Raw genomic sequence first — 22,792 nt, forward strand, 5'->3', positions numbered from 1 at the left:
GGTTAGCCCGGGCTCTGCGCTTGTAATACGCTTAACTATAGGCATGTAGCGTACGTTGGCAAAGTGCGGAACGTACGCAATCATTTTTACCGAACCGGACGATCCCGACCATTTCATCTTCTTCGAAACGTTCCAGCGCGTCACTTAATCCAGAGCGCACGCCGCGGGGCAGATCGCATTGCGTGATATCACCGTTAACAATAACCGTCACGTTCTCCCCGAGGCGGGTTAAAAACATTTTCATTTGCGCGGCAGTCACATTCTGCGCCTCGTCAAGAATGACGACTGCATTTTCAAAGGTACGTCCACGCATATAGGCGAACGGTGCGATTTCGACCTTCCCTATTTCTGGTCGCAGGCAGTACTGCATAAAGGAAGCCCCTAAGCGCCGGACCAGCACGTCGTAGACCGGGCGAAAATAGGGAGCAAACTTTTCTGCGATATCACCAGGTAAGAAGCCAAGATCTTCATCGGCCTGCAGAACTGGACGGGTGACGATAATCCTGTCGACATCCTTATGTATCAGGGCCTCTGCCGCTTTTGCTGCACTGATCCAGGTTTTTCCGCACCCGGCTTCGCCCGTGGCGAATATCAGCTGCTTACTCTCAATAGCCTTTAGATAGTGCAATTGCGCTTCATTTCGCGCGAGGATGGGCGAAGTATCGCGACAGTCGCGGGCCATACCAATGGCTTCTACGCCGCTCATCTGCACAAGCGAGGTGACCGATTCTTCTTCACGCTGTTTATGGCTGCGTGAATCCCGTCTCAGCACACGTTTTGCTTCGCGACGAGCTTTGATCACTGCTTTTTGTCTTCCCATGGAGAGCACCTTGAGTTGTTTGTATTCATCACACGCGCCGTTGGCAGCGCGATTATGCGCACGAACATCAGAGGGTTGGCTTCCTTGTAAGCCATAGTTTGCTTTTGGATAAATTGCCGAAAAACGGCTACGCACACCGTTTGCGGCGTCGGTAACACGAGTAAAGAAAGGAAGTGAGAAAAATACAGAGTGACGAAGTTGCTACCGGAGGAGATATCTCCGCGAGTGGTGGAGCGTTGCTTAACAAAACATTGTCCAGAACAGGACGTTACCATCCGCGATCTCCATAGTGACTGACTATCACTGCCGGGAACTACCGCTGTTACATAATAAGTACAACAGATCTCTCATTCAATGCAACAATATATTCACTTATATTTAACGACAAACACCCATTTCGGTGACATTAGTTTCTACCGGAAAGATGACAGAGTGATGACAGTGATGAAAAAAGCTGTGTGCTTTCAGCAGGATTCGCATCAGGCATCAGTGCACGAACGCCGGATGCGGCGTAAAAGCCTTATCCGGCCTACGGATGGCGCGAGAATTTGTAGGCATGATAAGACGCGCAAGCGTCGCATCAGGCATCTGCGCACGAATGCCTTATCCGCCTAAATACATTAAACCCGCAATAACGCGCTTCCGAGATAATCATTTGCGTCCTTCACCCCCGGTAGCGCAAAGAAATAACCGCCGCCGATGGGTTTAACGTATTCCTCCAGCGCTTCGCCATTGAGCCTTTTTTGTACTGTCAGGAAACCTTTTTCCAGATCGTGTTGGTAGCAGACAAACAGCAACCCCATATCCAGTTGCCCGGAGTTGGTGACGCCCAGTGAATAACTGTAGCCACGACGCAGCATCAGGCTGGACTCGCTCTCCGGTGTACGGGGATTCGCCAGCCGGATATGACTGTCCAGCGCAATCACCTTCCCTTCCGGGTCGCTGGCATAATCCGGCACATCGTGCTCATGCTTCATCCCCAGCGGCGCACCGGTTTGCTTATCTCGACCAAATATCGTCTGCTGCTCTTTCAGCGGCGTTCTGTCCCAAAATTCCACCCGAAACTGAATCAAGCGCACCGCCTGGTAGCTGCCACCAATGGTCCATGCTGGTTCCTGTTGATCCGCCGTTATCCACACCACTTTTTGCATCAGCTTCGCATTCTGGCTGTCGGGATTGGCAGTGCCGTCTTTGAAACCCAGCAAATTTATCGGCGTCTCTTTGCCTTTACTACGCGCCGCGTGATCGGAAATAAACCCTTCCCGCTTCCAGCGTACGCTGAGCAAATCCGGCGTGTGTTTGATGATATCGCGTAGCGCATGGATCACCGTGTCCTGGGTATTGGCGCAAATCTGTAGCAACACATCACCATGACATAACACCGCATCCAGCGAATCGTTAGGGAAACGCGTCATCTTCTGCAACTTTTTCGGCATCTGTGGCGCAAGGCCAAAGCGCTCATCAAACAATGAATGGCCCACCGATAACGTGATGGTGAGATTATCGGGCGCAATGTAGCCGCCAAGAATGCCGGAATCGAGTGGTGGCAGGCGCGGATTTGGCGTTTCTGGTGCCACTCCGCCCTGAGTCAGAAAAGCAAAACGCTGAGTCAACAAGCGAAACAACCGCTCAAGATCGGCTTTATCGCTGGCAAGCACATCAAACGCCACCAGCATCATTGCAGCCTGTTGCGGCGTCAGGATCCCTGCCTGATGCTCACCATAAAACGGCTGTTTCTCATTGCGTGCATCCGGCGAAAGCGTGCCCGGCGCACTTTGCGGTTTTTGCGCATGAGCAACTGGACAACTTCCCGCCAGCGCCAGCGCACCAATCCCTTTCAGTAAACGTCGGCGTGACGGTTCATTCACGCCGTTTTCATCTTCATACTGCATAACGCTTAATCCAGTCCCAGCACACCGCGAAGTTGCGCCAGATCTTCCGCCAGCGCAGTAATCGGCCCTTTCAGCGCATTACGGTCGGCATCGGTCAATTTGTCATAAGTTTCAAAACCGTCTTTGGTACGGTATTTCGCCAGAATGGTATCGACCTTTTTGAAGTTGGCATCGACTTTTGCCAGCAGTTCCGGATTGGCTTTTTGCAGTTGTGGACGCAGCAGATCGACAATTTTCTGCGAACCTTCAACGTTAGCCTGGAAATCCCACAGATCGGTGTGGCTGTAGCGATCTTCTTCACCGCTGATTTTGCTGGCTGCCACTTCCTCAATCAGTCCGGCTGCACCGCCAACCACTTTTGAAGGTGGGAAAGCCAGTTCACTGATGCGTTTTTGCAAATCAACCACATCGGTATAAAGCTGGTCGGCATACTTATCCATCCCTTTGGTGGTGTTGTCGCCAAACAATGCTTTTTCCAGACGGTGGAAACCGGTGAATTTCGGATCGGCGGCTTTTTGCTCGTAATCATCTTCACGGGCGTCAATGCTGCCATCCAGGTCGGAGAACAGTTCGGCAATCGGTTCGATGCGCTCATAGTGCTGGCGCGTCGGCGCATACAGTGCTTTCGCTTTTTCGATATCGCCCGCTTTGATGGCGTCGGTAAAGGCTTTGGTGTCGGTCACCAGCTGTGTGGTTTCCGCCATGACATACGCTTTATATGCAGTAATTGCACCACCAAGACTTAACAGCGCATCACTTTGCGCCGCTTCCGCCGTTGCCTCACCTTTGACGATCAACTTCCCTTTCGGGTTAGTCAGCAGACCGCAGGTCATATCGTATTCGCCAGGCTGTAAATTCGCCGTCATTTTCTGGCTAAAACCAGGGGCGATATTTTCCCGCTCTTCCACCACCATCACGCCTTTGAGGATCTCCCACTCCAGCGCCTTCTGGCTGTGGTTCTGAATAATGAACTGTGTTTTCCCGGCGTTAACTGTAATGGTCATCGGTTCGCACTGCTTATCCGTCACGGTCACTTTGACCTGCGGCACATCAGCGGCGTTAGCCATAAAAGCAGAAGAAAACAGCGCAGCCACACTCAACTGCAATGCGTTACGGCGGAAGTTAATGGTCATGACGTGACTATCCCTTTAAAGTATGTTGTAACTAAGCAAGAATTTGCGTCGTATTCGTTATGCGGAGCGAGACGCAGTCGCTCCTGCACGAGGTGGCAGAGCAAATGCCACCAGCGCCGGGATGAGATAAATAAACCAGACGGCGACTTCGCTGACGCTCGGCGCTTCCTGATAACCAAAAATACCTTCCATTAGCGTGCCGAACAGCGAGTGAGTTGAGAGCACCGCGCTCATATCGAAGGCGATTTCCTGAAAGTGGTTCCACAAGCCGGCTTCATGAAATGCGCGAATGGCACCTGCAGCCAGCCCTGCGGCGACGAAGAGAATAAACAGGCTGGTCCATTTGAAAAATGCGCCAAGATTGAGGCGAATACCACCCCAGTAGAGCAGGAAGCCAAGTACAACGGCAGTAGCAAGACCGAGTATTGCCCCGAGCGGCGGCCAGATCCCGACATCTTGTTGAAATGCCGCCAGCAGGAAAAAAACCGACTCCAGCCCTTCCCTTGCAACGGCAAAAAAGACCATCATCACCAGCGCCCAGCCATGATGATTTCCACGCTGCAATGCGCTATCGACCGCCTGCTCCAGTTGTACTTTGACGTTGCGCGACACTTTGCGCATCCAGAAAACCATCCAGGTAAGGATCACCACGGCGATCACCGCCACGATACCTTCAAACAGTTCCTGTTCTTTTTGCGGAAATTCGCCGGTGGTTTCGTTAATGAAAATACCCAAGCCCAGGCACAACGCAGCAGCAAGCAACACGCCAATCCACATCACACCAATCCATCGGCCTCGCTGGGTACGCTTAAGATAGCTGGCAATCAAACTGACAATCAGCGCGGCTTCAAGTCCTTCGCGCAACATAATGAGAAACGGAACAAACATGCCACCCACCCTTAAACGTTTTTCTGAGTCAATCTATGCAAAGAAAAGTAAATCGCAGTGATAGCGATTATCATTACGGAGAAGAAAAATACAAGTGGAATGTAGTGATAATGATGTGGAAATGTAAAAATATTTTGAGAAAAAACGCAGAGGGCAATCACTGATTGCCCTCTGCCTGCTTCCTGTTATGACGTGAAATTTTCGGTAAAACGCCTTCCCTTAGCCTTCCTGCAACCGTGACGGCGGAGCCGAATGATAGTGCGCATCGGCCTCGGCAAAGCGTTTTTGCATCGCCGCTGACGGCGCTTTACCCAGCAAACTGAACACCACAATTCCAATGCTGCCGAAGATAAAGCCCGGAATAATTTCGTACAGCCCCAGCCAACCAAACTGTTTCCAGACGATAACCGTCAGCGCACCGATGATCATCCCCGCCAGCGCACCGTTGCGCGTCATGCGTGACCACATCACCGAAAACAGCACCACCGGACCAAACGCCGCGCCAAAGCCTGCCCACGCGTAGCTCACTAAGCCCAGCACGCGGTTTTCCGGGTTTGCCGCCAGCGCAATGGCCACCAGCGCCACCACCAGCACCATCACACGCCCTACCCACACCAGTTCTTTCTGGCTGGCATGTTTACGCAGAAACGCTTTGTACAAATCTTCGGTAATCGCACTGGAACATACCAGCAGCTGGCAACTTAAGGTTGACATTACCGCCGCCAGAATCGCCGACAGCAGAATCCCGGCAATCCACGGGTTAAACAGAATTTGCGCCAGTTCGATAAACACGCGCTCGGCGTTCTGGTTTACCGCACCAGCTACCGACGGGTGCTCATTAAAGTAAGCAATACCAAAGAAGCCGACAGCCACCGCCCCTGCCAGGCAGAGGATCATCCAGGTCATACTGATACGACGCGCATGGACAATGCTGTGGTGAGAATCCGCCGCCATAAAACGCGCCAGGATGTGCGGCTGCCCGAAGTAGCCCAGTCCCCAGCCCATCAGTGAGATAATGGCGATAAAATTCAGCCCTTTGAGCATATCCACGTTTTCGATGCTCTTTTGTTTGATCACTTCCAGAGAGTCGCCAAAGCCACCGACACTGATAATGACGATAACCGGCGTCAGGATCAGGGCAAAAATCATCAGGCTGGCCTGTACAGTGTCAGTCCAGCTCACCGCCAGGAAACCGCCAATAAAGGTGTAAAGGATCGTCGCCGCAGCTCCCGCCCACAGAGCCGTTTCGTAGCTCATGCCAAAGGTACTTTCAAACAGACGCGCGCCTGCCACAATGCCCGAAGCGCAATAAATGGTGAAGAACAGCAAAATAACCAGCGCGGAGATAATGCGCAAAATGCGGCTTTTATCTTCAAAGCGCCCGGTGAAATAATCCGGCAGAGTCAAGGCGTTATTGTTGTATTCGGTATGAACACGCAACCGTCCGGCCACCAGCTTCCAGTTAATCCACGCGCCTAATGTCAGGCCAATGGCGATCCAGCTCTCGGAAATCCCGGAAAGAAAAACCGCGCCTGGCAACCCCATTAATAACCAGCCGCTCATGTCCGACGCGCCTGCCGATAATGCCGTCACGAATGGCCCAAGGCTGCGACCGCCCAGAATATAGTCGTCGAAGTTTTTGGTTGATCGCCAGGCGATAAACCCAATCAATATCATGCCAAAGATATAGACACAAAATGTCACCAACATCGGTGTGCTAATAGCCATCTAAAGTCTCCAAAAAATTATTATCGGCAATGTCGAAACTTGCCGTTATATCTGCCACCGGAACGGGGTAACAGAGTTTATGTATTACCAGGGCGACCGTATCCTGCCGGAAGTGCTGGTTATTCACAATCGATTTAACACATCATTTACATCAAATTTTGTTGCCCAGCGATACTATTTTTCATCAGGTTGCACTTCCTCACATTTTTCGCGGTTGCACCTTTCAAAAATGTTAACTGCCGCAGAGAAAAAGTCTGCATTACTTTTTTAATCCCCGTCATATCGAATTCTTTTATTAACATTTCATTCATTTTTAAGCTTGCTACGTAAGTCACATTTAACGTGGTTGCACAAAGTTGCAACATAATAGATATTTCACGATAACGTTAAGTTGCACTTTTCAGAACAACAGGAGTAATGGCATGGGAACCACCACCATGGGGGTTAAGCTGGACGACGCGACGCGTGAGCGTATTAAGTCTGCCGCGACACGTATCGATCGCACACCGCACTGGTTAATTAAGCAGGCGATTTTTTCTTATCTTGAACAACTGGAAAACAGCGATACCTTGCCGGAGCTGCCTGCGCTGCTTTCTGGCGCGGCCAATGAGAGTGATGAATCGCCGACTCCGGCAGAGGAACCACACCAGCCATTCCTCGACTTTGCCGAGCAAATTTTGCCCCAGTCGGTTTCCCGCGCCGCGATCACCGCGGCCTATCGCCGCCCGGAAACCGAAGCGGTTTCTATGCTGCTGGAACAAGCCCGCCTGCCGCAGCCAGTTGCTGAACAGGCACACAAACTGGCGTATCAACTGGCCGATAAACTGCGTAATCAAAAAAATGCCAGTGGCCGCGCAGGTATGGTCCAGGGGTTATTGCAGGAGTTTTCGCTGTCATCGCAGGAAGGCGTGGCGCTGATGTGTCTGGCAGAAGCGTTGTTGCGTATTCCCGACAAAGCCACCCGCGACGCGTTAATTCGCGACAAAATCAGCAACGGTAACTGGCAGTCACACATTGGTCGCAGCCCGTCCCTGTTTGTTAATGCCGCCACCTGGGGGTTGTTGTTTACTGGCAAACTGGTTTCCACCCATAACGAAGCCAGCCTCTCCCGCTCGCTGAACCGCATTATCGGTAAAAGTGGTGAACCGCTGATCCGCAAAGGTGTGGATATGGCGATGCGCCTGATGGGCGAGCAGTTCGTCACGGGCGAAACCATCGCGGAAGCGTTAGCCAATGCCCGCAAGCTGGAAGAGAAAGGTTTCCGTTACTCTTACGATATGCTTGGCGAAGCTGCACTAACTGCCGCAGATGCACAAGCGTATATGGTTTCCTATCAGCAGGCGATTCACGCCATTGGTAAAGCGTCCAATGGTCGTGGCATCTATGAAGGTCCGGGCATTTCAATCAAGCTGTCGGCGCTGCATCCGCGTTACAGCCGCGCCCAGTATGACCGGGTAATGGAAGAGCTTTACCCACGTCTGAAATCACTCACCCTGCTGGCGCGTCAGTACGATATTGGTATCAACATTGACGCCGAAGAGGCCGATCGTCTGGAGATCTCCCTCGATCTGCTGGAAAAACTCTGTTTCGAGCCTGAACTGGCTGGCTGGAACGGCATCGGTTTTGTTATTCAGGCTTATCAAAAACGCTGCCCACTGGTGATTGATTACCTGATTGATCTCGCCACCCGCAGCCGTCGCCGTCTGATGATTCGCCTGGTGAAAGGCGCGTACTGGGATAGTGAAATCAAGCGTGCGCAGATGGACGGCCTTGAAGGTTATCCGGTTTATACCCGCAAGGTGTATACCGACGTTTCTTATCTCGCCTGTGCGAAAAAGCTGCTGGCGGTGCCGAATCTAATCTACCCGCAGTTCGCGACGCACAACGCCCATACGCTGGCGGCAATTTATCAACTGGCGGGTCAAAACTACTACCCGGGTCAGTACGAGTTCCAGTGCCTGCATGGTATGGGCGAGCCACTGTATGAGCAGGTCACCGGGAAAGTTGCCGACGGCAAACTGAACCGTCCGTGTCGTATTTATGCCCCGGTTGGCACACATGAAACGCTGCTGGCGTATCTGGTGCGCCGCCTGCTGGAAAACGGTGCTAACACCTCGTTTGTTAACCGTATTGCCGATACCTCTTTGCCACTGGATGAACTGGTCGCCGATCCGGTCACTGCTGTAGAAAAACTGGCACAACAGGAAGGGCAAACTGGATTACCGCATCCGAAAATTCCCCTGCCGCGCGATCTTTACGGTCACGGGCGCGACAACTCGGCAGGGCTGGATCTCGCTAACGAACACCGTCTGGCATCCCTCTCTTCTGCCCTGCTCAATAGTGCACTGCAAAAATGGCAGGCCTTGCCAATGCTGGAACAACCGGTAGCGGCAGGTGAGATGTCGCCCGTTATTAACCCTGCGGAACCGAAAGATATTGTGGGCTATGTGCGTGACGCCACGCCGCGTGAGGTAGAACAGGCGCTGGAAAGTGCGGTTAATAACGCGCCAATCTGGTTTGCCACGCCTCCGGCTGAACGCGCGGCGATTTTGCATCGCGCTGCCGTGCTGATGGAAAGCCAGATGCAGCAACTGATTGGTATTCTGGTGCGTGAAGCCGGAAAAACCTTCAGTAACGCCATTGCCGAAGTGCGCGAAGCGGTCGATTTTCTCCACTACTACGCCGGACAGGTGCGGGATGATTTCGCTAACGAAACCCACCGTCCATTAGGGCCAGTGGTGTGTATCAGTCCGTGGAACTTCCCGCTGGCGATTTTCACCGGGCAGATCGCTGCCGCACTGGCGGCAGGTAACAGCGTACTGGCAAAACCGGCAGAACAAACGCCACTCATTGCCGCGCAAGGGATCGCCATTTTGCTGGAAGCGGGTGTACCGCCAGGCGTGGTGCAGTTGCTGCCAGGTCAGGGGGAAACCGTGGGCGCGCAACTGACGGGTGATGATCGCGTACGCGGGGTGATGTTTACCGGTTCAACCGAAGTCGCTACGTTACTGCAACGCAATATCGCCAGCCGCCTGGACGCTCAGGGTCGCCCTATTCCGCTCATCGCTGAAACCGGCGGCATGAACGCGATGATTGTCGATTCTTCAGCACTGACCGAACAAGTCGTAATAGATGTGCTGGCCTCGGCGTTCGACAGTGCAGGCCAGCGTTGTTCGGCGCTGCGCGTGCTGTGCCTGCAAGATGAGATTGCCGACCACACGTTAAAAATGCTGCGCGGCGCAATGGCCGAATGCCGGATGGGTAATCCGGGTCGCCTGACCACCGATATCGGTCCGGTGATTGATAGCGAAGCCAAAGCCAATATCGAGCGTCATATTCAGACCATGCGTAGCAAAGGCCGTCCGGTGTTCCAGGCGGTGCGGGAAAACAGCGAAGATGCCCGTGAATGGCAAAGCGGCACCTTTGTCGCCCCGACGCTGATCGAACTGGATGACTTTGCCGAATTGCAAAAAGAGGTCTTTGGTCCGGTGCTGCATGTGGTGCGTTATAACCGTAATCAGCTGCCGGAGCTGATCGAGCAGATTAACGCTTCCGGTTATGGTCTGACGCTTGGCGTCCATACACGTATTGATGAAACCATCGCCCAGGTCACTGGCTCAGCCCATGTCGGTAACCTGTACGTTAACCGTAATATGGTGGGCGCAGTGGTGGGTGTGCAGCCGTTTGGCGGCGAAGGGTTGTCCGGTACCGGGCCGAAAGCAGGCGGTCCGCTCTATCTCTACCGTCTGCTGGCGAATCGCCCGGAAAGCGCGCTGGCGGTGACGCTCGCGCGTCAGGATGCAGAGTATCCGGTCGATGCGCAGTTGAAAGCCGCATTGACTCAGCCGCTAAATGCACTGCGGGAATGGGCGGCAAATCGTCCAGAATTGCAGGCGTTATGTACGCAATATGGCGAGCTGGCGCAGGCAGGAACACAACGATTGCTGCCAGGGCCGACGGGTGAACGCAATACCTGGACGCTGCTGCCGCGTGAGCGCGTGTTGTGTATTGCCGATGATGAACAGGATGCGCTGACTCAGCTTGCCGCCGTGCTGGCGGTGGGCAGCCAGGTGCTGTGGCCGGATGACGCGCTGCATCGTCAGTTAGTGAAGGCATTGCCATCGACTGTCAGCGAGCGTATTCAACTGGCGAAAGCGGAAAATATTACCGCTCAACCGTTTGATGCGGTGATCTTCCACGGTGATTCGGATCAGCTTCGCGCATTGTGTGAAGCCGTTGCTGCGCGGGATGGCGCAATTGTTTCGGTGCAGGGTTTTGCCCGTGGCGAAAGCAATATCCTTCTGGAACGGCTGTATATCGAGCGTTCGCTGAGTGTGAATACCGCTGCCGCTGGCGGTAACGCCAGCTTAATGACGATCGGTTAAACAGGTAGCCGGAGGATGTTACACCTTCCTCCGGCATCATTAGCGTGGTCGAATCCCCTCAATAATAATCCGCTGCACGTTTTCAACCGTTTGATTGAAAAATACCTCATCGCGCAACGTTGCGCCTGTCACCGCCTCCACCTGAGGGGCGAAATCGGCGTAATGTTGAGTGGAAGCCCAAATCATAAAAATCAAATGCTGCGGATCAATCGGCGCGAGTTTGCCGCTTTTGACCCAACCGGCAATCAGCGCCGATTTCTCATCAATTAATGCCTTCAAATCGCCCGTCAGTTCATCCATTAACAGCGGCGCGCCTGCCAGCATCTCCATACAGAACAGGCGCGAAGCCTGCGGATAATCGCGTGAGACTTCCAGCTTCAGACGGATGTACTCTTTGATCGCCGCCAGCGGGGCGAAATCTTCACGAAACGCTTTTAACGGTGCCAGCCAGATATCGAGAATCTGCCGCAGCACGGCAATATACAGCGCCTCTTTTGACGGAAAGTAATACAGCAGATTGGTTTTTGAAACACCCGCCAACTCTGCGATCTGCTCCAGCCGTGTGCCGTGAAAACCGAATTGTGAAAAAGTGTCCAGTGCTGCGCTAAGAATCGCTTTTTTCTTCGCGCTTACTGCGCGCGAACGTTTACCCGTTGTTTTCACTGCGCCTTGCGTCATGCGCTCTCCCCTCTTGTAGATTGGCAACAGGATAGCAAAACCCCCGCCCGGCCTCGACCTTCTGCACTCTCATCGCGCACAGATGCATGTTTTATGTGCAACTGTTTTGACCGTTTAGTCCACTTTTTACCAGACATTTTAGATAACGCGATGTTAACACATTAATAACACTCCCTTTTTAAAAACTGGCATCCGCTTTGCAAACAAGCCAATACGCGGCTGAAAAGGATATGCAGGATGCAGCGCCCCGTCTGACTTTCACTTTACGAGACGAAGAGAGGTTAATGATGAAAATTGGCGTATTCGTACCTATTGGCAACAACGGCTGGCTCATTTCGACCCACGCGCCGCAGTACATGCCGACCTTTGAACTGAATAAAGCCATCGTGCAAAAAGCGGAGCACTACCATTTCGATTTCGCCCTGTCGATGATCAAACTGCGTGGCTTTGGCGGCAAAACTGAGTTCTGGGATCACAACCTTGAGTCGTTCACCTTGATGGCGGGACTGGCAGCCGTGACCTCGCGCATTCAGATTTACGCCACTGCCGCCACCTTAACGTTACCTCCGGCAATCGTCGCCCGTATGGCGGCAACCATCGACTCCATCTCTGGCGGGCGTTTTGGCGTCAACCTCGTGACTGGCTGGCAAAAGCCCGAGTATGAGCAGATGGGTATCTGGCCTGGCGATGACTATTTCTCCCGTCGTTACGACTATCTCACCGAATATGTTCAGGTGCTGCGCGACCTGTGGGGCTCGGGGAAAAGCGATTTTAAAGGCGATTTTTTCACCATGAATGATTGTCGCGTCAGTCCGCAACCGAGTGTACCCATGAAAGTGATCTGCGCCGGGCAAAGCGACGCTGGCATGGCGTTCTCCGCCCAGTATGCCGATTTCAACTTCTGTTTCGGCAAAGGCGTAAATACGCCCACGGCTTTCGCCCCGACCGCTGCGCGGATGAAACAGGCCGCAGAGCAAACCGGGCGCGACGTTGGCTCTTATGTGTTGTTTATGGTGATTGCCGATGAAACCGACGATGCCGCTCGTGCCAAATGGGAACACTACAAAGCGGGCGCGGATGAAGAGGCGTTAAGCTGGCTAACCGAGCAAAGTCAGAAAGATACCCGCTCCGGTACTGACACCAACGTCCGTCAGATGGCCGATCCCACTTCGGCAGTAAACATCAATATGGGGACGTTAGTCGGTTCTTACGCCAGTGTCGCGCGCATGTTAGATGAAGTCGCAAGCGTGCCTGGTGCCGAAGGCGTGCTGTTAACCTTCGACGATTTTCTGTCGGGAATCGAAACCTTCGGCGAGCGCATTCAACCACTGATGCAGTGCCGCGCCCATCTCCCTGTGCTGACTCAGGAGGTGGCATGATGACAACCTTAACCGCTCGACCGGAAGCCATTACCTTCGATCCGCAGCAAAGTGCGCTGATCGTGGTGGATATGCAAAACGCCTATGCCACGCCAGGCGGCTACTTAGATCTCGCCGGGTTTGATGTCTCAACCACTCGCCCGGTCATTGCCAACATTCAAACCGCCGTGACCGCAGCGCGAGCGGCAGGGATGTTGATCATCTGGTTTCAAAATGGCTGGGATGAACAGTATGTCGAGGCTGGCGGCCCCGGCTCACCGAATTTTCATAAATCGAACGCCTTGAAAACCATGCGTAAGCAGCCGCAGCTACAGGGGAAATTGCTGGCGAAAGGCTCCTGGGATTATCAACTGGTGGATGAACTGGTGCCGCAACCTGGCGATATTGTGCTGCCGAAGCCGCGCTACAGCGGTTTCTTCAATACGCCGCTGGACAGCATTTTGCGCAGCCGCGGAATACGCCATCTGGTTTTCACCGGCATCGCTACCAACGTCTGCGTCGAATCGACGCTACGCGATGGCTTTTTTCTGGAGTATTTCGGCGTGGTGCTGGAAGACGCAACACACCAGGCGGGGCCGGAATTTGCACAGAAAGCCGCGTTGTTCAATATCGAAACCTTTTTTGGCTGGGTCAGCGACGTCGAAACGTTCTGCGACGCGCTTTCTCCCACGTCCTTTGCTCGTATCGCTTAAGGAGTTTAACGATGCCAAAATCCGTAATTATTCCCGCTGGCAGCAGCGCACCGCTGGCCCCCTTCGTTCCCGGCACGCTGGCTGATGGCGTGGTGTATGTCTCCGGTACGCTGGCTTTTGATCAACATAATAACGTGCTGTTTGCCGATGACCCAAAGGCGCAAACCCGCCACGTTCTGGAAACTATCCGCAAGGTGATCGAGACGGCGGGTGGCACGATGGCGGATGTGACCTTCAACAGCATCTTTATTACCGACTGGAAAAATTACGCCGCGATTAACGAAATCTATGCCGAGTTTTTCCCGGGTGACAAACCGGCGCGATTCTGCATTCAGTGCGGACTGGTAAAACCTGACGCGCTGGTGGAAATCGCCACGATTGCGCATATCGCCAAGTGAGGCCGCGATGAAACTTTCACTCTCACCTCTCCCTTATGCTGATGCGCCCGTAGTGGTGTTGATTTCGGGTCTTGGCGGTAGCGGCAGTTACTGGTTGCCGCAACTGGCAGTGCTGGAGCAGGAGTATCAGGTAGTCTGTTACGACCAGCGCGGCACCGGCAATAATCCCGACACGCTGGCAGAAGATTACAGTATCACCCAGATGGCAGCGGAACTGCATCAGGCGCTGGTAGCCGCAGGGATTGAGCATTACGCAGTGGTCGGCCATGCGCTCGGTGCGCTGGTGGGAATGCAGCTGGCGCTGGATTATCCCGCATCGGTCAGAGCACTGGTCAGCGTTAACGGCTGGCTACGAATAAACGCCCATACGCGCCGCTGTTTTCAGGTTCGCGAACGATTACTGTATAGCGGCGGCGCGCAGGCATGGGTGGAAGCGCAGCCGTTGTTCCTCTATCCCTCCGACTGGATGGCGGCCCGCGCACCTCGCCTGGAAGCAGAAGACGCGCTGGCACTGGCGCATTTTCAGGGCAAAAATAATTTACTGCGTCGACTTAACGCCCTCAAACGCGCTGACTTTAGTCACCATGCGGATCGCATCCGCTGCCCGGTGCAAATCATCTGCGCCAGTGATGATCTGCTGGTGCCATCAGCATGTTCCAGTGAACTTCATGCCGCCCTGCCCGATAGCCAGAAAATGGTGATGCGCTATGGCGGACACGCCTGCAACGTGACCGATCCCGAAACGTTTAATGCTCTGTTACTCAACGGGCTTGCCAGCCTGTTACATCACCGTGAAGCCGCCCTGTAAGGAATTGCTATGAACGAAGCCGTTAGCCCAGGTGCGCTTAGCACCCTGTTCACCGATGCCCGCACTCACAACGGCTGGCGGGAGACACCCGTCAGCGATGAGACGTTACGGGAGCTTTATGCCCTGATGAAATGGGGGCCGACATCAGCTAACTGTTCTCCGGCACGTATCGTGTTTATCCGCACTGCAGAAGGAAAAGAACGTCTGCGCCGGGCGCTTTCCAGCGGCAATCTGCAAAAAACCCTGACCGCGCCCGTCACCGCTATCGTCGCATGGGACAGTGAATTTTATGAACGATTACCGCAACTGTTTCCTCACGGCGATGCCCGCATTTGGTTTACCTCCAGCCCACAACTTGCCGAAGAAACAGCGTTTCGCAACAGTTCCATGCAGGCGGCTTATCTGATCATCGCCTGCCGTGCGCTGGGACTGGATACCGGCCCGATGTCGGGTTTTGATCGTCAACACGTAGACGACGCTTTTTTTGCAGGCAGCACGCTGAAGAGCAATCTGCTGATTAATATCGGCTATGGCGATAGCAGCAAACTTTTTGCGCGCCTGCCACGTCTGTCCTTTGAAGAAGCCTGCGGGCTGTTGTAAGGAGCAAACTATGAACATAGTTGATCAACAAACCTTTCGCGATGCGATGTCCTGTATGGGCGCGGCGGTCAATATCATCACCACGGACGGTCCAGCCGGGCGCGCCGGGTTCACCGCCAGCGCGGTCTGCAGCGTGACCGATACGCCGCCCACATTACTGGTGTGCCTGAATCGTGGGGCGTCCGTCTGGCCGGTATTCAATGAAAATCGAACGCTGTGTGTAAATACACTTAGCGCCGGGCAGGAGCCGCTTTCAAACCTTTTTGGCGGCAAAACGCCCATGGAACACCGCTTTGCCGCCGCCCGCTGGCAGACTGGTGTGACCGGATGCCCGCAACTGGAAGAGGCGCTGGTTTCGTTTGACTGCCGTATCAGCCAGGTGGTGAGCGTCGGCACCCACGACATTTTGTTTTGCGCCATCGAAGCGATTCATCGTCACGCCACACCCTACGGGCTGGTGTGGTTCGATCGCAGTTATCACGCGCTGATGCGCCCTGCTTGTTAACCTCCTTAAGGAGACAGCTGATGGCAATGTTCGGTCTTCCTCACTGGCAGTTAAAATCGACCTCTACAGAGAGCGGCGTGGTCGCGCCGGATGAACGATTGCCGTTTGCTCAGACGGCAATAATGGGCGTTCAACACGCGGTGGCGATGTTTGGCGCGACGGTGTTAATGCCGATTCTGATGGGGCTGGATCCCAATCTTTCCATTTTAATGTCGGGGATCGGCACGTTACTGTTTTTCTTTATTACCGGAGGACGCGTTCCCAGTTATCTCGGTTCCAGCGCGGCTTTTGTTGGTGTGGTGATTGCTGCAACGGGCTTTAACGGCCAGGGGATTAACCCGAATATCAGCATCGCGCTGGGCGGGATTATCGCCTGTGGGCTGGTTTATACCGTCATTGGCCTGGTGGTGGTGAAAATCGGCACGCGCTGGATTGAACGGCTAATGCCGCCGGTGGTGACGGGTGCGGTGGTGATGGCGATTGGCCTGAACTTAGCGCCTATCGCGGTAAAAAGTGTATCGGCTTCAGGCTTTGATAGCTGGATGGCGGTAATGACGGTGCTGTGTATTGGGCTGGTGGCGGTGTTTACCCGTGGCATGATCCAGCGGTTATTGATTCTTGTAGGATTAATTGTCGCCTGTCTGCTGTATGGCGTGATGACCAACGTTTTAGGGCTGGGAAAAGCCGTCGATTTTACTCTCGTCAGCCATGCTGCCTGGTTCGGTTTGCCACATTTTTCCACTCCTGCTTTTAATGGTCAGGCAATGATGCTGATTGCGCCCGTGGCGGTGATTCTGGTGGCGGAAAACTTAGGTCATCTCAAGGCGGTCGCCGGGATGACCGGACGCAATATGGATCCGTATATGGGACGGGCATTCGTCGGTGATGGGCTGGCGACGATGCTTTCTGGTTCTGTCGGTGGCAGCGGCGTAACCACCTACGCCGAGAATATCGGTGTAATGGCCGTGACAAAAGTCTACTCGACGCTGGTGTTTGTCGCTGCTGCCGTCATCGCCATGCTATTGGGCTTTTCACCGAAATTTGGCGCGCTGATTCATACCATTCCGGCCGCGGTGATTGGCGGTGCATCAATTGTTGTGTTCGGGCTGATTGCCGTCGCAGGCGCGCGGATCTGGGTACAAAACCGTGTGGATTTAAACCAGAACGGTAATTTGATAATGGTCGCGGTAACGTTAGTGCTGGGCGCGGGTGATTTTGCTCTCACGCTGGGCGGTTTTACGTTGGGAGGGATCGGTACAGCAACCTTTGGCGCGATTTTACTCAATGCGTTATTAAGCAGAAGGTTGGTTGACGTTCCACCGCCAGAAGTTGTTCATCAGGAGCCATAAACAGAAAACCGCCGGGATTACCGGCGGTGATGACTTTTTGACGAGCTTAAGAAAAAAATGCATTCGTCATTGATTAGCCCGGCTAGTTGTCGCTTTTGCCGTGACTGCTCTTGCCACCTTTTTTACCTGCTTCAGATGCGCGCTGCGGATCATTCTTGAAATTACCCCCGCTGTGCTGTCCACCTTTTTTACCTGCTTCTGATGCTCTTTCGCGGTCTTCTGCAAAATTGCCGGAACCGCCTCGATGGTTTGCCATTACTGACCTCCGTCTGGGTATAGACATCATATTGCATAGAATTAACGCGGCGTATGGCGGCTGCCATATTTTCGCTACGTGGGTCTAAGCTTAGTGAACTGACGCGGGTGGACCCGCGTTTGGTAATATCCTGCAACAGGTTCTGAGCGAGAATAGATATCATTTCCAATAATTATCCATAAGCCTCTCTTATGATTAAAAAAACGCTATGGGATAAAAATGTATCATTTTGCGACAAATTTACGCGCTTGTGAAAATTGTTATAAATCAAATAAGTGGTTGTGAAATTTGCACTCTGAAAAGGACGTCTTATCTTTAAAAGAGTGGTAGCGAATCGCTACGGAATAGAGATAACACGAGGAGTGGTTAGAAATGGCTAAAGTTCTGGTGCTTTATTATTCCATGTACGGACATATCGAAACGATGGCGCGCGCAGTTGCTGAAGGCGCAAGCAAAGTCGATGGCGCAGAAGTTGTTGTTAAGCGTGTACCGGAAACCATGCAGCCGCAATTATTCGAAAAAGCAGGCGGTAAAACACAAACTGCCCCCGTTGCAACTCCGCAAGAACTGGCCGATTACGACGCCATTATTTTTGGTACGCCAACCCGCTTTGGCAATATGTCCGGGCAAATGCGTACTTTCCTCGACCAGACTGGCGGCTTATGGGCTTCTGGCGCGCTGTACGGCAAACTGGCGAGCGTCTTTAGCTCTACCGGCACCGGCGGCGGTCAGGAACAAACCATCACATCCACCTGGACGACACTTGCGCACCACGGCATGGTGATTGTCCCTATTGGCTACGCAGCGCAGGAACTTTTTGACGTCTCGCAGGTTCGCGGCGGAACGCCGTACGGCGCAACCACCATTGCAGGCGGTGACGGTTCACGCCAACCCAGCCAGGAAGAGCTTTCTATTGCACGTTATCAAGGGGAATATGTCGCTGGTCTGGCAGTTAAACTTAACGGCTAATCTTCAACAGGAGGATACGCATGCCAACTCAAGAAGCGAAGGCTCATCACGTGGGTGAATGGGCATCTCTGCGCAATACGTCGCCGGAAATAGCCGAGGCCATTTTTGAAGTCGCCGGGTATGACGAAAAAATGGCGGAAAAAATTTGGGAAGAAGGTAGCGATGAAGTGTTAGTCAAAGCCTTTGCTAAAACCGATAAAGATTCGCTTTTTTGGGGCGAACAGACCATCGAACGTAAAAACGTTTAATCCTGAAACTCCCCCGCTTCTCGCGGGGGAGTGTTCCGTTATTTCACCGCTTCATTTAATACGCTATCAAACTTATCCATCGGGCAAAAACCGTTGGCATCTATCGGGCAGCCGGTAAGTTCAAGCGTCACGCGCTGAGCCGGAGCCTGCAACGTTAACGCGTCGGCATTACGCAACTGTTCCGAACTCTGGTACACATACTCGATTTTCATCAAATCACGATTGGCTTTGCTGTCATGCCAACGCTGGAAAACGATTTTGCCGCCAATCGGCGTGCGTTCGTTCTGGTCATGCAACTGGTACGGTTTGAAATCCAGCGCCGTTAACAGAGAGGCAATGTTTGAGTCGTGTCCAACCAACACCGTGATTTTTGGTGCACTGGCGCGATCTGTCACCAGCGCTTTGTCGATATAACTGACCAGCGGTTTCGCAACATTGCGCGCCACTTCCGGTGAGGTAAACAGGCTATCCTGGTAGCCGTTTTTCAGCTTCGACAATACCTTCCACTGCTGGTCAGATTTGATTTCTCCCCACGCCACCTGATCCATCGGGAAACCTTCGTAGTATTGCAAAGTAAACGCATCTACCAGCGAGTTGCCGACTTTCAGCGGCCCGGAAACACCTGGTTCTTGTTGATACTTCGCGCTAAAGGTATTTTTGCCATCCACCAGAGAACACTGTTGCTTCTCTTTACAGGCAGGGGAATCTTTATAGTTAACGATTTTTTCCAGTAACTGGTAGCTGTCGGTAAGCTGGAGTTTACTAAGCTCTTTCTCCATTGCCGCTACTGCCTGCTCACTGAAGGCGGCAGAATCATCGGTAATTACCGGATTAAAGGTTGGGTCCATGGTGCCCATTTTTTCCTGGTGATGGACAGGAATGTCACACCCCGGAAATGCACCTGTGATAAAAAATTGTGCAGTAGCGACGGTACGTTGCAAGCTATTGGCGTAAGCGTAAACAGTATCTGCTGGCGGGCATTCACCCGTTTTCACTATTCCCTGCTCTGCCAGCCACTCACGCATGTAATGACCCATATACACTTCCAGCACGCCGCCTTTGGTCGTGAGTTGTCCACCAGGAACATCCCACTCCGGCCATTTATTCGGCGTCGACTGCTCAAGCACACTGCCATTATTTGCCAGAGGCGCACGTAAGTTATGACGGCTCATGAGTAGCACTTGCTGTAGCTGATAGCCTTCCGGTGTGGTCTGGGCCTGCGCATTCGAAGAGAGTAAAACCATCCCTGCCACAGCTGCGGCGATTACTGTTTTTTTCATTCCTCGCACCTCTTTTGTCATCAATGATTAAAGAGTGTGACAGAAATATGACATTTTTCCGGGAACAGGTTCGCAAATTGGCAGATGACGAGGCGGGAAACCGTCAGGCGATAACGGACAGTAGTCGCGCTATCGCCTGGTTTGTATCGTTAAACTAATACCTGAAACAGCAAGGCAAAAAGAATGATATTGGCAATGACAATGGCCCAACCGTTATAAAGCATATATTTCAGGTGAGTAGATTGCGCCAGGCCCATTTGACCAAACATATCTGATGAAGGGAAAGGCCCAAACCAGTCCACTTGCGATGAGGCTAATAATACCGCCGTTGTCCCCTGTGGCGGCACACCCGCAGCCATCAACATCGGACCAAATATTTTATGCGTGAAGGTCATCTGAGCAACAGCAGCACCTGGCACATGACCGATAATGTTAAAGGCAAAAATACAAAAGCAAAGCCATGCCGGAGATATCCCGTTTAACAGTGGTTGGGTGTATTCGAGCAATCCCTGATACGCCTGCAGGCTATCCATAAGTTCCAGAATCGGGTTGTACAGCCAGTAGAGCAGAAACATCCACACCAGTCTGCCACAACCTTTATACAGCGCTTGCAGGATCCCGGTTGGGCTTAATCCGCCCACCAGCCCGGTGATCAACGCCACCAACAGCATAACGATAATGGCAAAACTAAAACCTGCTTTTATCACTACACCGATAATCGCCATCACAATAATGGTTGCCGCAAATGCCAGGGCACTGAGTTTGCGACGACGATCGCGGGCAGGATCTTCTTCATCCTGAGTTTTCTCTGAGAGATCCACTTCGTAGTGTAATTTTCCTTCCGTCATCTTCTGAATTCGCCCGGCCATGATCCAGCCAGCAAATAATGTCACGGCGCTCATAGGTAGCCCGACGTACATCAGGTATTGCGGATAAGTCAGGCCGCCGAGTTGTAAAATCGTTACAGTGCTGGGAGTAAATGGCCCGGTAAACAATCCCACAGACCCCGCCGTCATCATCAGTGCTGCCACCGTCGGCGGTGTCAGCCGTACTGCCGCCGCGACAGGAATAATCACTGCAACAATAATGGCATTACCACCTGCCATTGTGCCCAGCGCGCCACAGATGAGAATGGATGAGACGACGATGCCAAATTTGACCCGTGTCTGGCTGGAAAGCCCGATACGATGCACCACAAATTTGACCAGTTCAACGGCGGCTCCGGTACGTGTTGCCACTTCTCCGACACCGGCGCCAAGCATGATGATCAGACCAACAGTGGCGATAAATGATCCTGTCGATTTTGCCAGCATGGTGCCCATTTCAGGTAAGCCGGTGGAGGTCATTATCATCGCAATAATAATCGATGAAATAACTGCAAGAACAATATCGACGCCTATCAACGAGAGTACCGCTAACGCCACCAGTGGTGTAAAACCAAGCAGTCCGAGTTCATTACCTGGACGCCCCTGACACCAGAACGCTGTCAGTAAAAATGCAATCAACAACAAGCCAATAATGACATTCTTTTTGGTGATATTTTGTCTGGTTAGCGAACCACCAGCGAGCATTGAGTCACTCATATAACTCCTTAACCCCATCGAATCGACTTTCAATATCAGCCGATATATTTGGACAGCTCAGAAAATATCCCCCCTCGTTATTATTGTTAGCAAAATGCACTGAGGGTTTGTCCGGGTACTACAGGTATTATTCTGAGTTCGTAATTAACCCCTTTAGGTGGGCATATAACACATTGTTACCAGAACAGGCGTTACAGATTAAATTTATGTTAACTTAGTGTTACCATGAAATGACTTTTTATCTACCGTCTATAACTCTGGGTTAACTCTTAATGAAACTGCGCCACCTGGAAATCTTCTATGCCGTGATGACATGCGGGACACTTTCACGGGCAGCGGAATCGCTGAATATTTCCCAGCCAGCCGCCAGTAAAGCGTTAAAAAACGCTGAGCAAAAACTCGGTTTTCAGCTCTTTCAGCGAGTACGTGGCAAGCTTCTTCCGACCAGCGAAGCGATCACACTTTTTGAAAAAGCGCAGTCGATTTATCACGAACTCGACAACCTGCGACTACTGGCCGATAACCTGACGCGAGATCCGCGAGCCAGAATAGCCCTGGGATGCCTGCCAAGCCTGGGATTAAGTCTGGTGCCAGAAATAGTCACTACGTTTTACCAGCAGAATGCGAATCTGATAATGACACTGACGACAGAGCACACTGAAACGCTGGTTAAGAAACTTGATCTGCGTGAGATTGATCTGGCCCTGACGCTACAGCCGATTCAACAGGGGGAAATTATGACGACGTTGATAGCTGAAGTTCCGCTGGTTTATATAGACCGGGACTATCGCCAGGGCGCAGTAGAAATAGACAAGATTGACCAACAACGCTGGATTTCTCCCGGCCCTCATTCCCTTTCCGATGCAATAGCTAAACGACGTGATTTTTTGACGACGCGCCTGAATGTCCAGACCTATTACATGGCCACGGAATTTGTAAAACGGGGAATGGGATGCAGTATTACCGATATTTTCTCTGCCCGTCATAACCTCCCGGCAGAGACGATTCACCCCATCGAACCTCCAATGAAAATTGATCTTTGCTTGCTACGCCGTGCCGACGTTTCACTTAGCCCTATTACACAAAAATTTGTCGATTTCCTTTGTCAGCAATTACGTCTCCAGCTGCGAGCCATTAACCTTGAGTTATACCCTGAAAATAAAAAGTCAATTGCTCCTCAGACCTAAATGCTTTGACATAA

At 52.5% G+C, this 22,792-nt stretch carries 21 protein-coding genes; 11 read left to right on the forward strand and 10 right to left on the reverse strand.

The features are described from left to right. Positions 1-31: 31 nt before the first annotated feature. The 6 genes from phoH to D9742_RS23120 form a co-directional block, all read right to left on the reverse strand. Positions 32-820 (reverse strand): phosphate starvation-inducible protein PhoH, encoded by a 789-nt coding sequence (gene phoH, locus D9742_RS05040; protein WP_205712866.1) that lies wholly within the window; start codon positions 818-820, stop codon positions 32-34. 620 nt (positions 821-1,440) lie between these two features. Next, positions 1,441-2,712 carry an iron uptake transporter deferrochelatase/peroxidase subunit gene (efeB, locus tag D9742_RS05045; RefSeq protein WP_130236189.1) on the reverse strand — a complete coding sequence of 424 codons (1,272 nt, stop codon included), beginning with the start codon at positions 2,710-2,712 and terminating at the stop codon, positions 1,441-1,443. Positions 2,713-2,717: 5 nt separating this feature from the next. Then, complete coding sequence (gene efeO / locus D9742_RS05050) at positions 2,718-3,845, reverse strand: iron uptake system protein EfeO (RefSeq protein ID WP_130236190.1); 1,128 nt, start codon at positions 3,843-3,845, stop codon at positions 2,718-2,720. Positions 3,846-3,902: 57 nt separating this feature from the next. After that, positions 3,903-4,733, reverse strand: coding sequence for an iron uptake transporter permease EfeU (efeU, locus tag D9742_RS05055; RefSeq protein WP_097765881.1), 831 nt, complete (start codon positions 4,731-4,733; stop codon positions 3,903-3,905). A 219-nt stretch (positions 4,734-4,952) separates the two neighbouring features. Then, the gene (putP, locus tag D9742_RS05060; protein ID WP_130236191.1) at positions 4,953-6,461 is read right to left on the reverse strand and encodes a sodium/proline symporter PutP; all 1,509 of its coding nucleotides are present in this window, start codon (positions 6,459-6,461) and stop codon (positions 4,953-4,955) included. Between the two features lie 146 nt (positions 6,462-6,607). Beyond that, the gene (locus D9742_RS23120; protein WP_157912535.1) at positions 6,608-6,826 is read right to left on the reverse strand and encodes a hypothetical protein; all 219 of its coding nucleotides are present in this window, start codon (positions 6,824-6,826) and stop codon (positions 6,608-6,610) included. Between the two features lie 57 nt (positions 6,827-6,883). On the opposite strand from D9742_RS23120, the gene putA reads away from it, so the two are divergent. Next, entirely contained in the window at positions 6,884-10,846 is a 3,963-nt protein-coding gene (putA, locus tag D9742_RS05065; RefSeq protein WP_130236192.1) for a trifunctional transcriptional regulator/proline dehydrogenase/L-glutamate gamma-semialdehyde dehydrogenase, read from the forward strand. A 39-nt stretch (positions 10,847-10,885) separates the two neighbouring features. Here the strand turns inward: putA and rutR are convergent, their stop codons facing one another. Beyond that, the gene (gene rutR, locus D9742_RS05070) at positions 10,886-11,524 is read right to left on the reverse strand and encodes an HTH-type transcriptional regulator RutR (RefSeq protein ID WP_000191701.1); all 639 of its coding nucleotides are present in this window, start codon (positions 11,522-11,524) and stop codon (positions 10,886-10,888) included. Between the two features lie 287 nt (positions 11,525-11,811). Between rutR and rutA the strand changes: the two genes are divergently transcribed. From rutA to rutG, 7 genes are read left to right on the forward strand one after another with little or no spacing between them, the layout of a single operon-like run. Next, positions 11,812-12,903 (forward strand): pyrimidine utilization protein A, encoded by a 1,092-nt coding sequence (rutA, locus tag D9742_RS05080; protein ID WP_001612785.1) that lies wholly within the window; start codon positions 11,812-11,814, stop codon positions 12,901-12,903. Continuing rightward, entirely contained in the window at positions 12,903-13,595 is a 693-nt protein-coding gene (gene rutB, locus D9742_RS05085) for a peroxyureidoacrylate/ureidoacrylate amidohydrolase RutB (RefSeq protein ID WP_001307708.1), read from the forward strand. Before rutA ends, rutB begins: the two co-directional genes overlap by 1 nt. A gap of 11 nt (positions 13,596-13,606) precedes the next feature. After that, positions 13,607-13,993: a 3-aminoacrylate deaminase gene (gene rutC / locus D9742_RS05090; protein WP_001126780.1), complete on the forward strand. Its 387-nt coding sequence runs from the start codon at positions 13,607-13,609 to the stop codon at positions 13,991-13,993. 7 nt (positions 13,994-14,000) lie between these two features. After that, positions 14,001-14,801, forward strand: coding sequence for a pyrimidine utilization protein D (rutD, locus tag D9742_RS05095; protein WP_130236193.1), 801 nt, complete (start codon positions 14,001-14,003; stop codon positions 14,799-14,801). 9 nt (positions 14,802-14,810) lie between these two features. After that, on the forward strand, positions 14,811-15,401 hold the full coding sequence (locus tag D9742_RS05100; RefSeq protein ID WP_130236194.1) for a malonic semialdehyde reductase: 591 nt from the start codon (positions 14,811-14,813) through the stop codon (positions 15,399-15,401). A 10-nt stretch (positions 15,402-15,411) separates the two neighbouring features. After that, positions 15,412-15,906, forward strand: coding sequence for an NADH-dependent FMN reductase RutF (gene rutF / locus D9742_RS05105; protein WP_001028095.1), 495 nt, complete (start codon positions 15,412-15,414; stop codon positions 15,904-15,906). A 20-nt stretch (positions 15,907-15,926) separates the two neighbouring features. Further along, positions 15,927-17,255: a pyrimidine utilization transport protein G gene (gene rutG / locus D9742_RS05110; protein WP_130236195.1), complete on the forward strand. Its 1,329-nt coding sequence runs from the start codon at positions 15,927-15,929 to the stop codon at positions 17,253-17,255. An 82-nt stretch (positions 17,256-17,337) separates the two neighbouring features. Here rutG and D9742_RS05115 read toward each other — a convergent pair whose 3' ends face one another. Continuing rightward, positions 17,338-17,511: a general stress protein gene (locus D9742_RS05115; protein ID WP_001273658.1), complete on the reverse strand. Its 174-nt coding sequence runs from the start codon at positions 17,509-17,511 to the stop codon at positions 17,338-17,340. Positions 17,512-17,883: 372 nt separating this feature from the next. On the opposite strand from D9742_RS05115, the gene wrbA reads away from it, so the two are divergent. Both wrbA and D9742_RS05125 read left to right on the forward strand, forming a co-directional pair. After that, positions 17,884-18,480: an NAD(P)H:quinone oxidoreductase gene (gene wrbA / locus D9742_RS05120; protein WP_001151442.1), complete on the forward strand. Its 597-nt coding sequence runs from the start codon at positions 17,884-17,886 to the stop codon at positions 18,478-18,480. Between the two features lie 20 nt (positions 18,481-18,500). Continuing rightward, a complete protein-coding gene (locus tag D9742_RS05125) occupies positions 18,501-18,728 on the forward strand; it encodes a YccJ family protein (protein ID WP_001143120.1) in 228 nt (75 codons plus the stop codon). Positions 18,729-18,766: 38 nt separating this feature from the next. On the opposite strand, the gene agp is transcribed toward D9742_RS05125, so the two are convergent. Continuing rightward, the gene (gene agp, locus D9742_RS05130) at positions 18,767-20,008 is read right to left on the reverse strand and encodes a bifunctional glucose-1-phosphatase/inositol phosphatase (protein ID WP_130236196.1); all 1,242 of its coding nucleotides are present in this window, start codon (positions 20,006-20,008) and stop codon (positions 18,767-18,769) included. A gap of 149 nt (positions 20,009-20,157) precedes the next feature. Continuing rightward, positions 20,158-21,591, reverse strand: coding sequence for a gluconate:proton symporter (locus tag D9742_RS05135; protein WP_130236197.1), 1,434 nt, complete (start codon positions 21,589-21,591; stop codon positions 20,158-20,160). A 272-nt stretch (positions 21,592-21,863) separates the two neighbouring features. On the opposite strand from D9742_RS05135, the gene D9742_RS05140 reads away from it, so the two are divergent. Beyond that, a complete protein-coding gene (locus tag D9742_RS05140; RefSeq protein WP_130236198.1) occupies positions 21,864-22,778 on the forward strand; it encodes a LysR family transcriptional regulator in 915 nt (304 codons plus the stop codon). Positions 22,779-22,792 lie beyond the last annotated feature (14 nt).

Source organism: Escherichia sp. E1V33, assembly GCF_004211955.1.
Classification (GTDB): Bacteria; Pseudomonadota; Gammaproteobacteria; order Enterobacterales; family Enterobacteriaceae; genus Escherichia.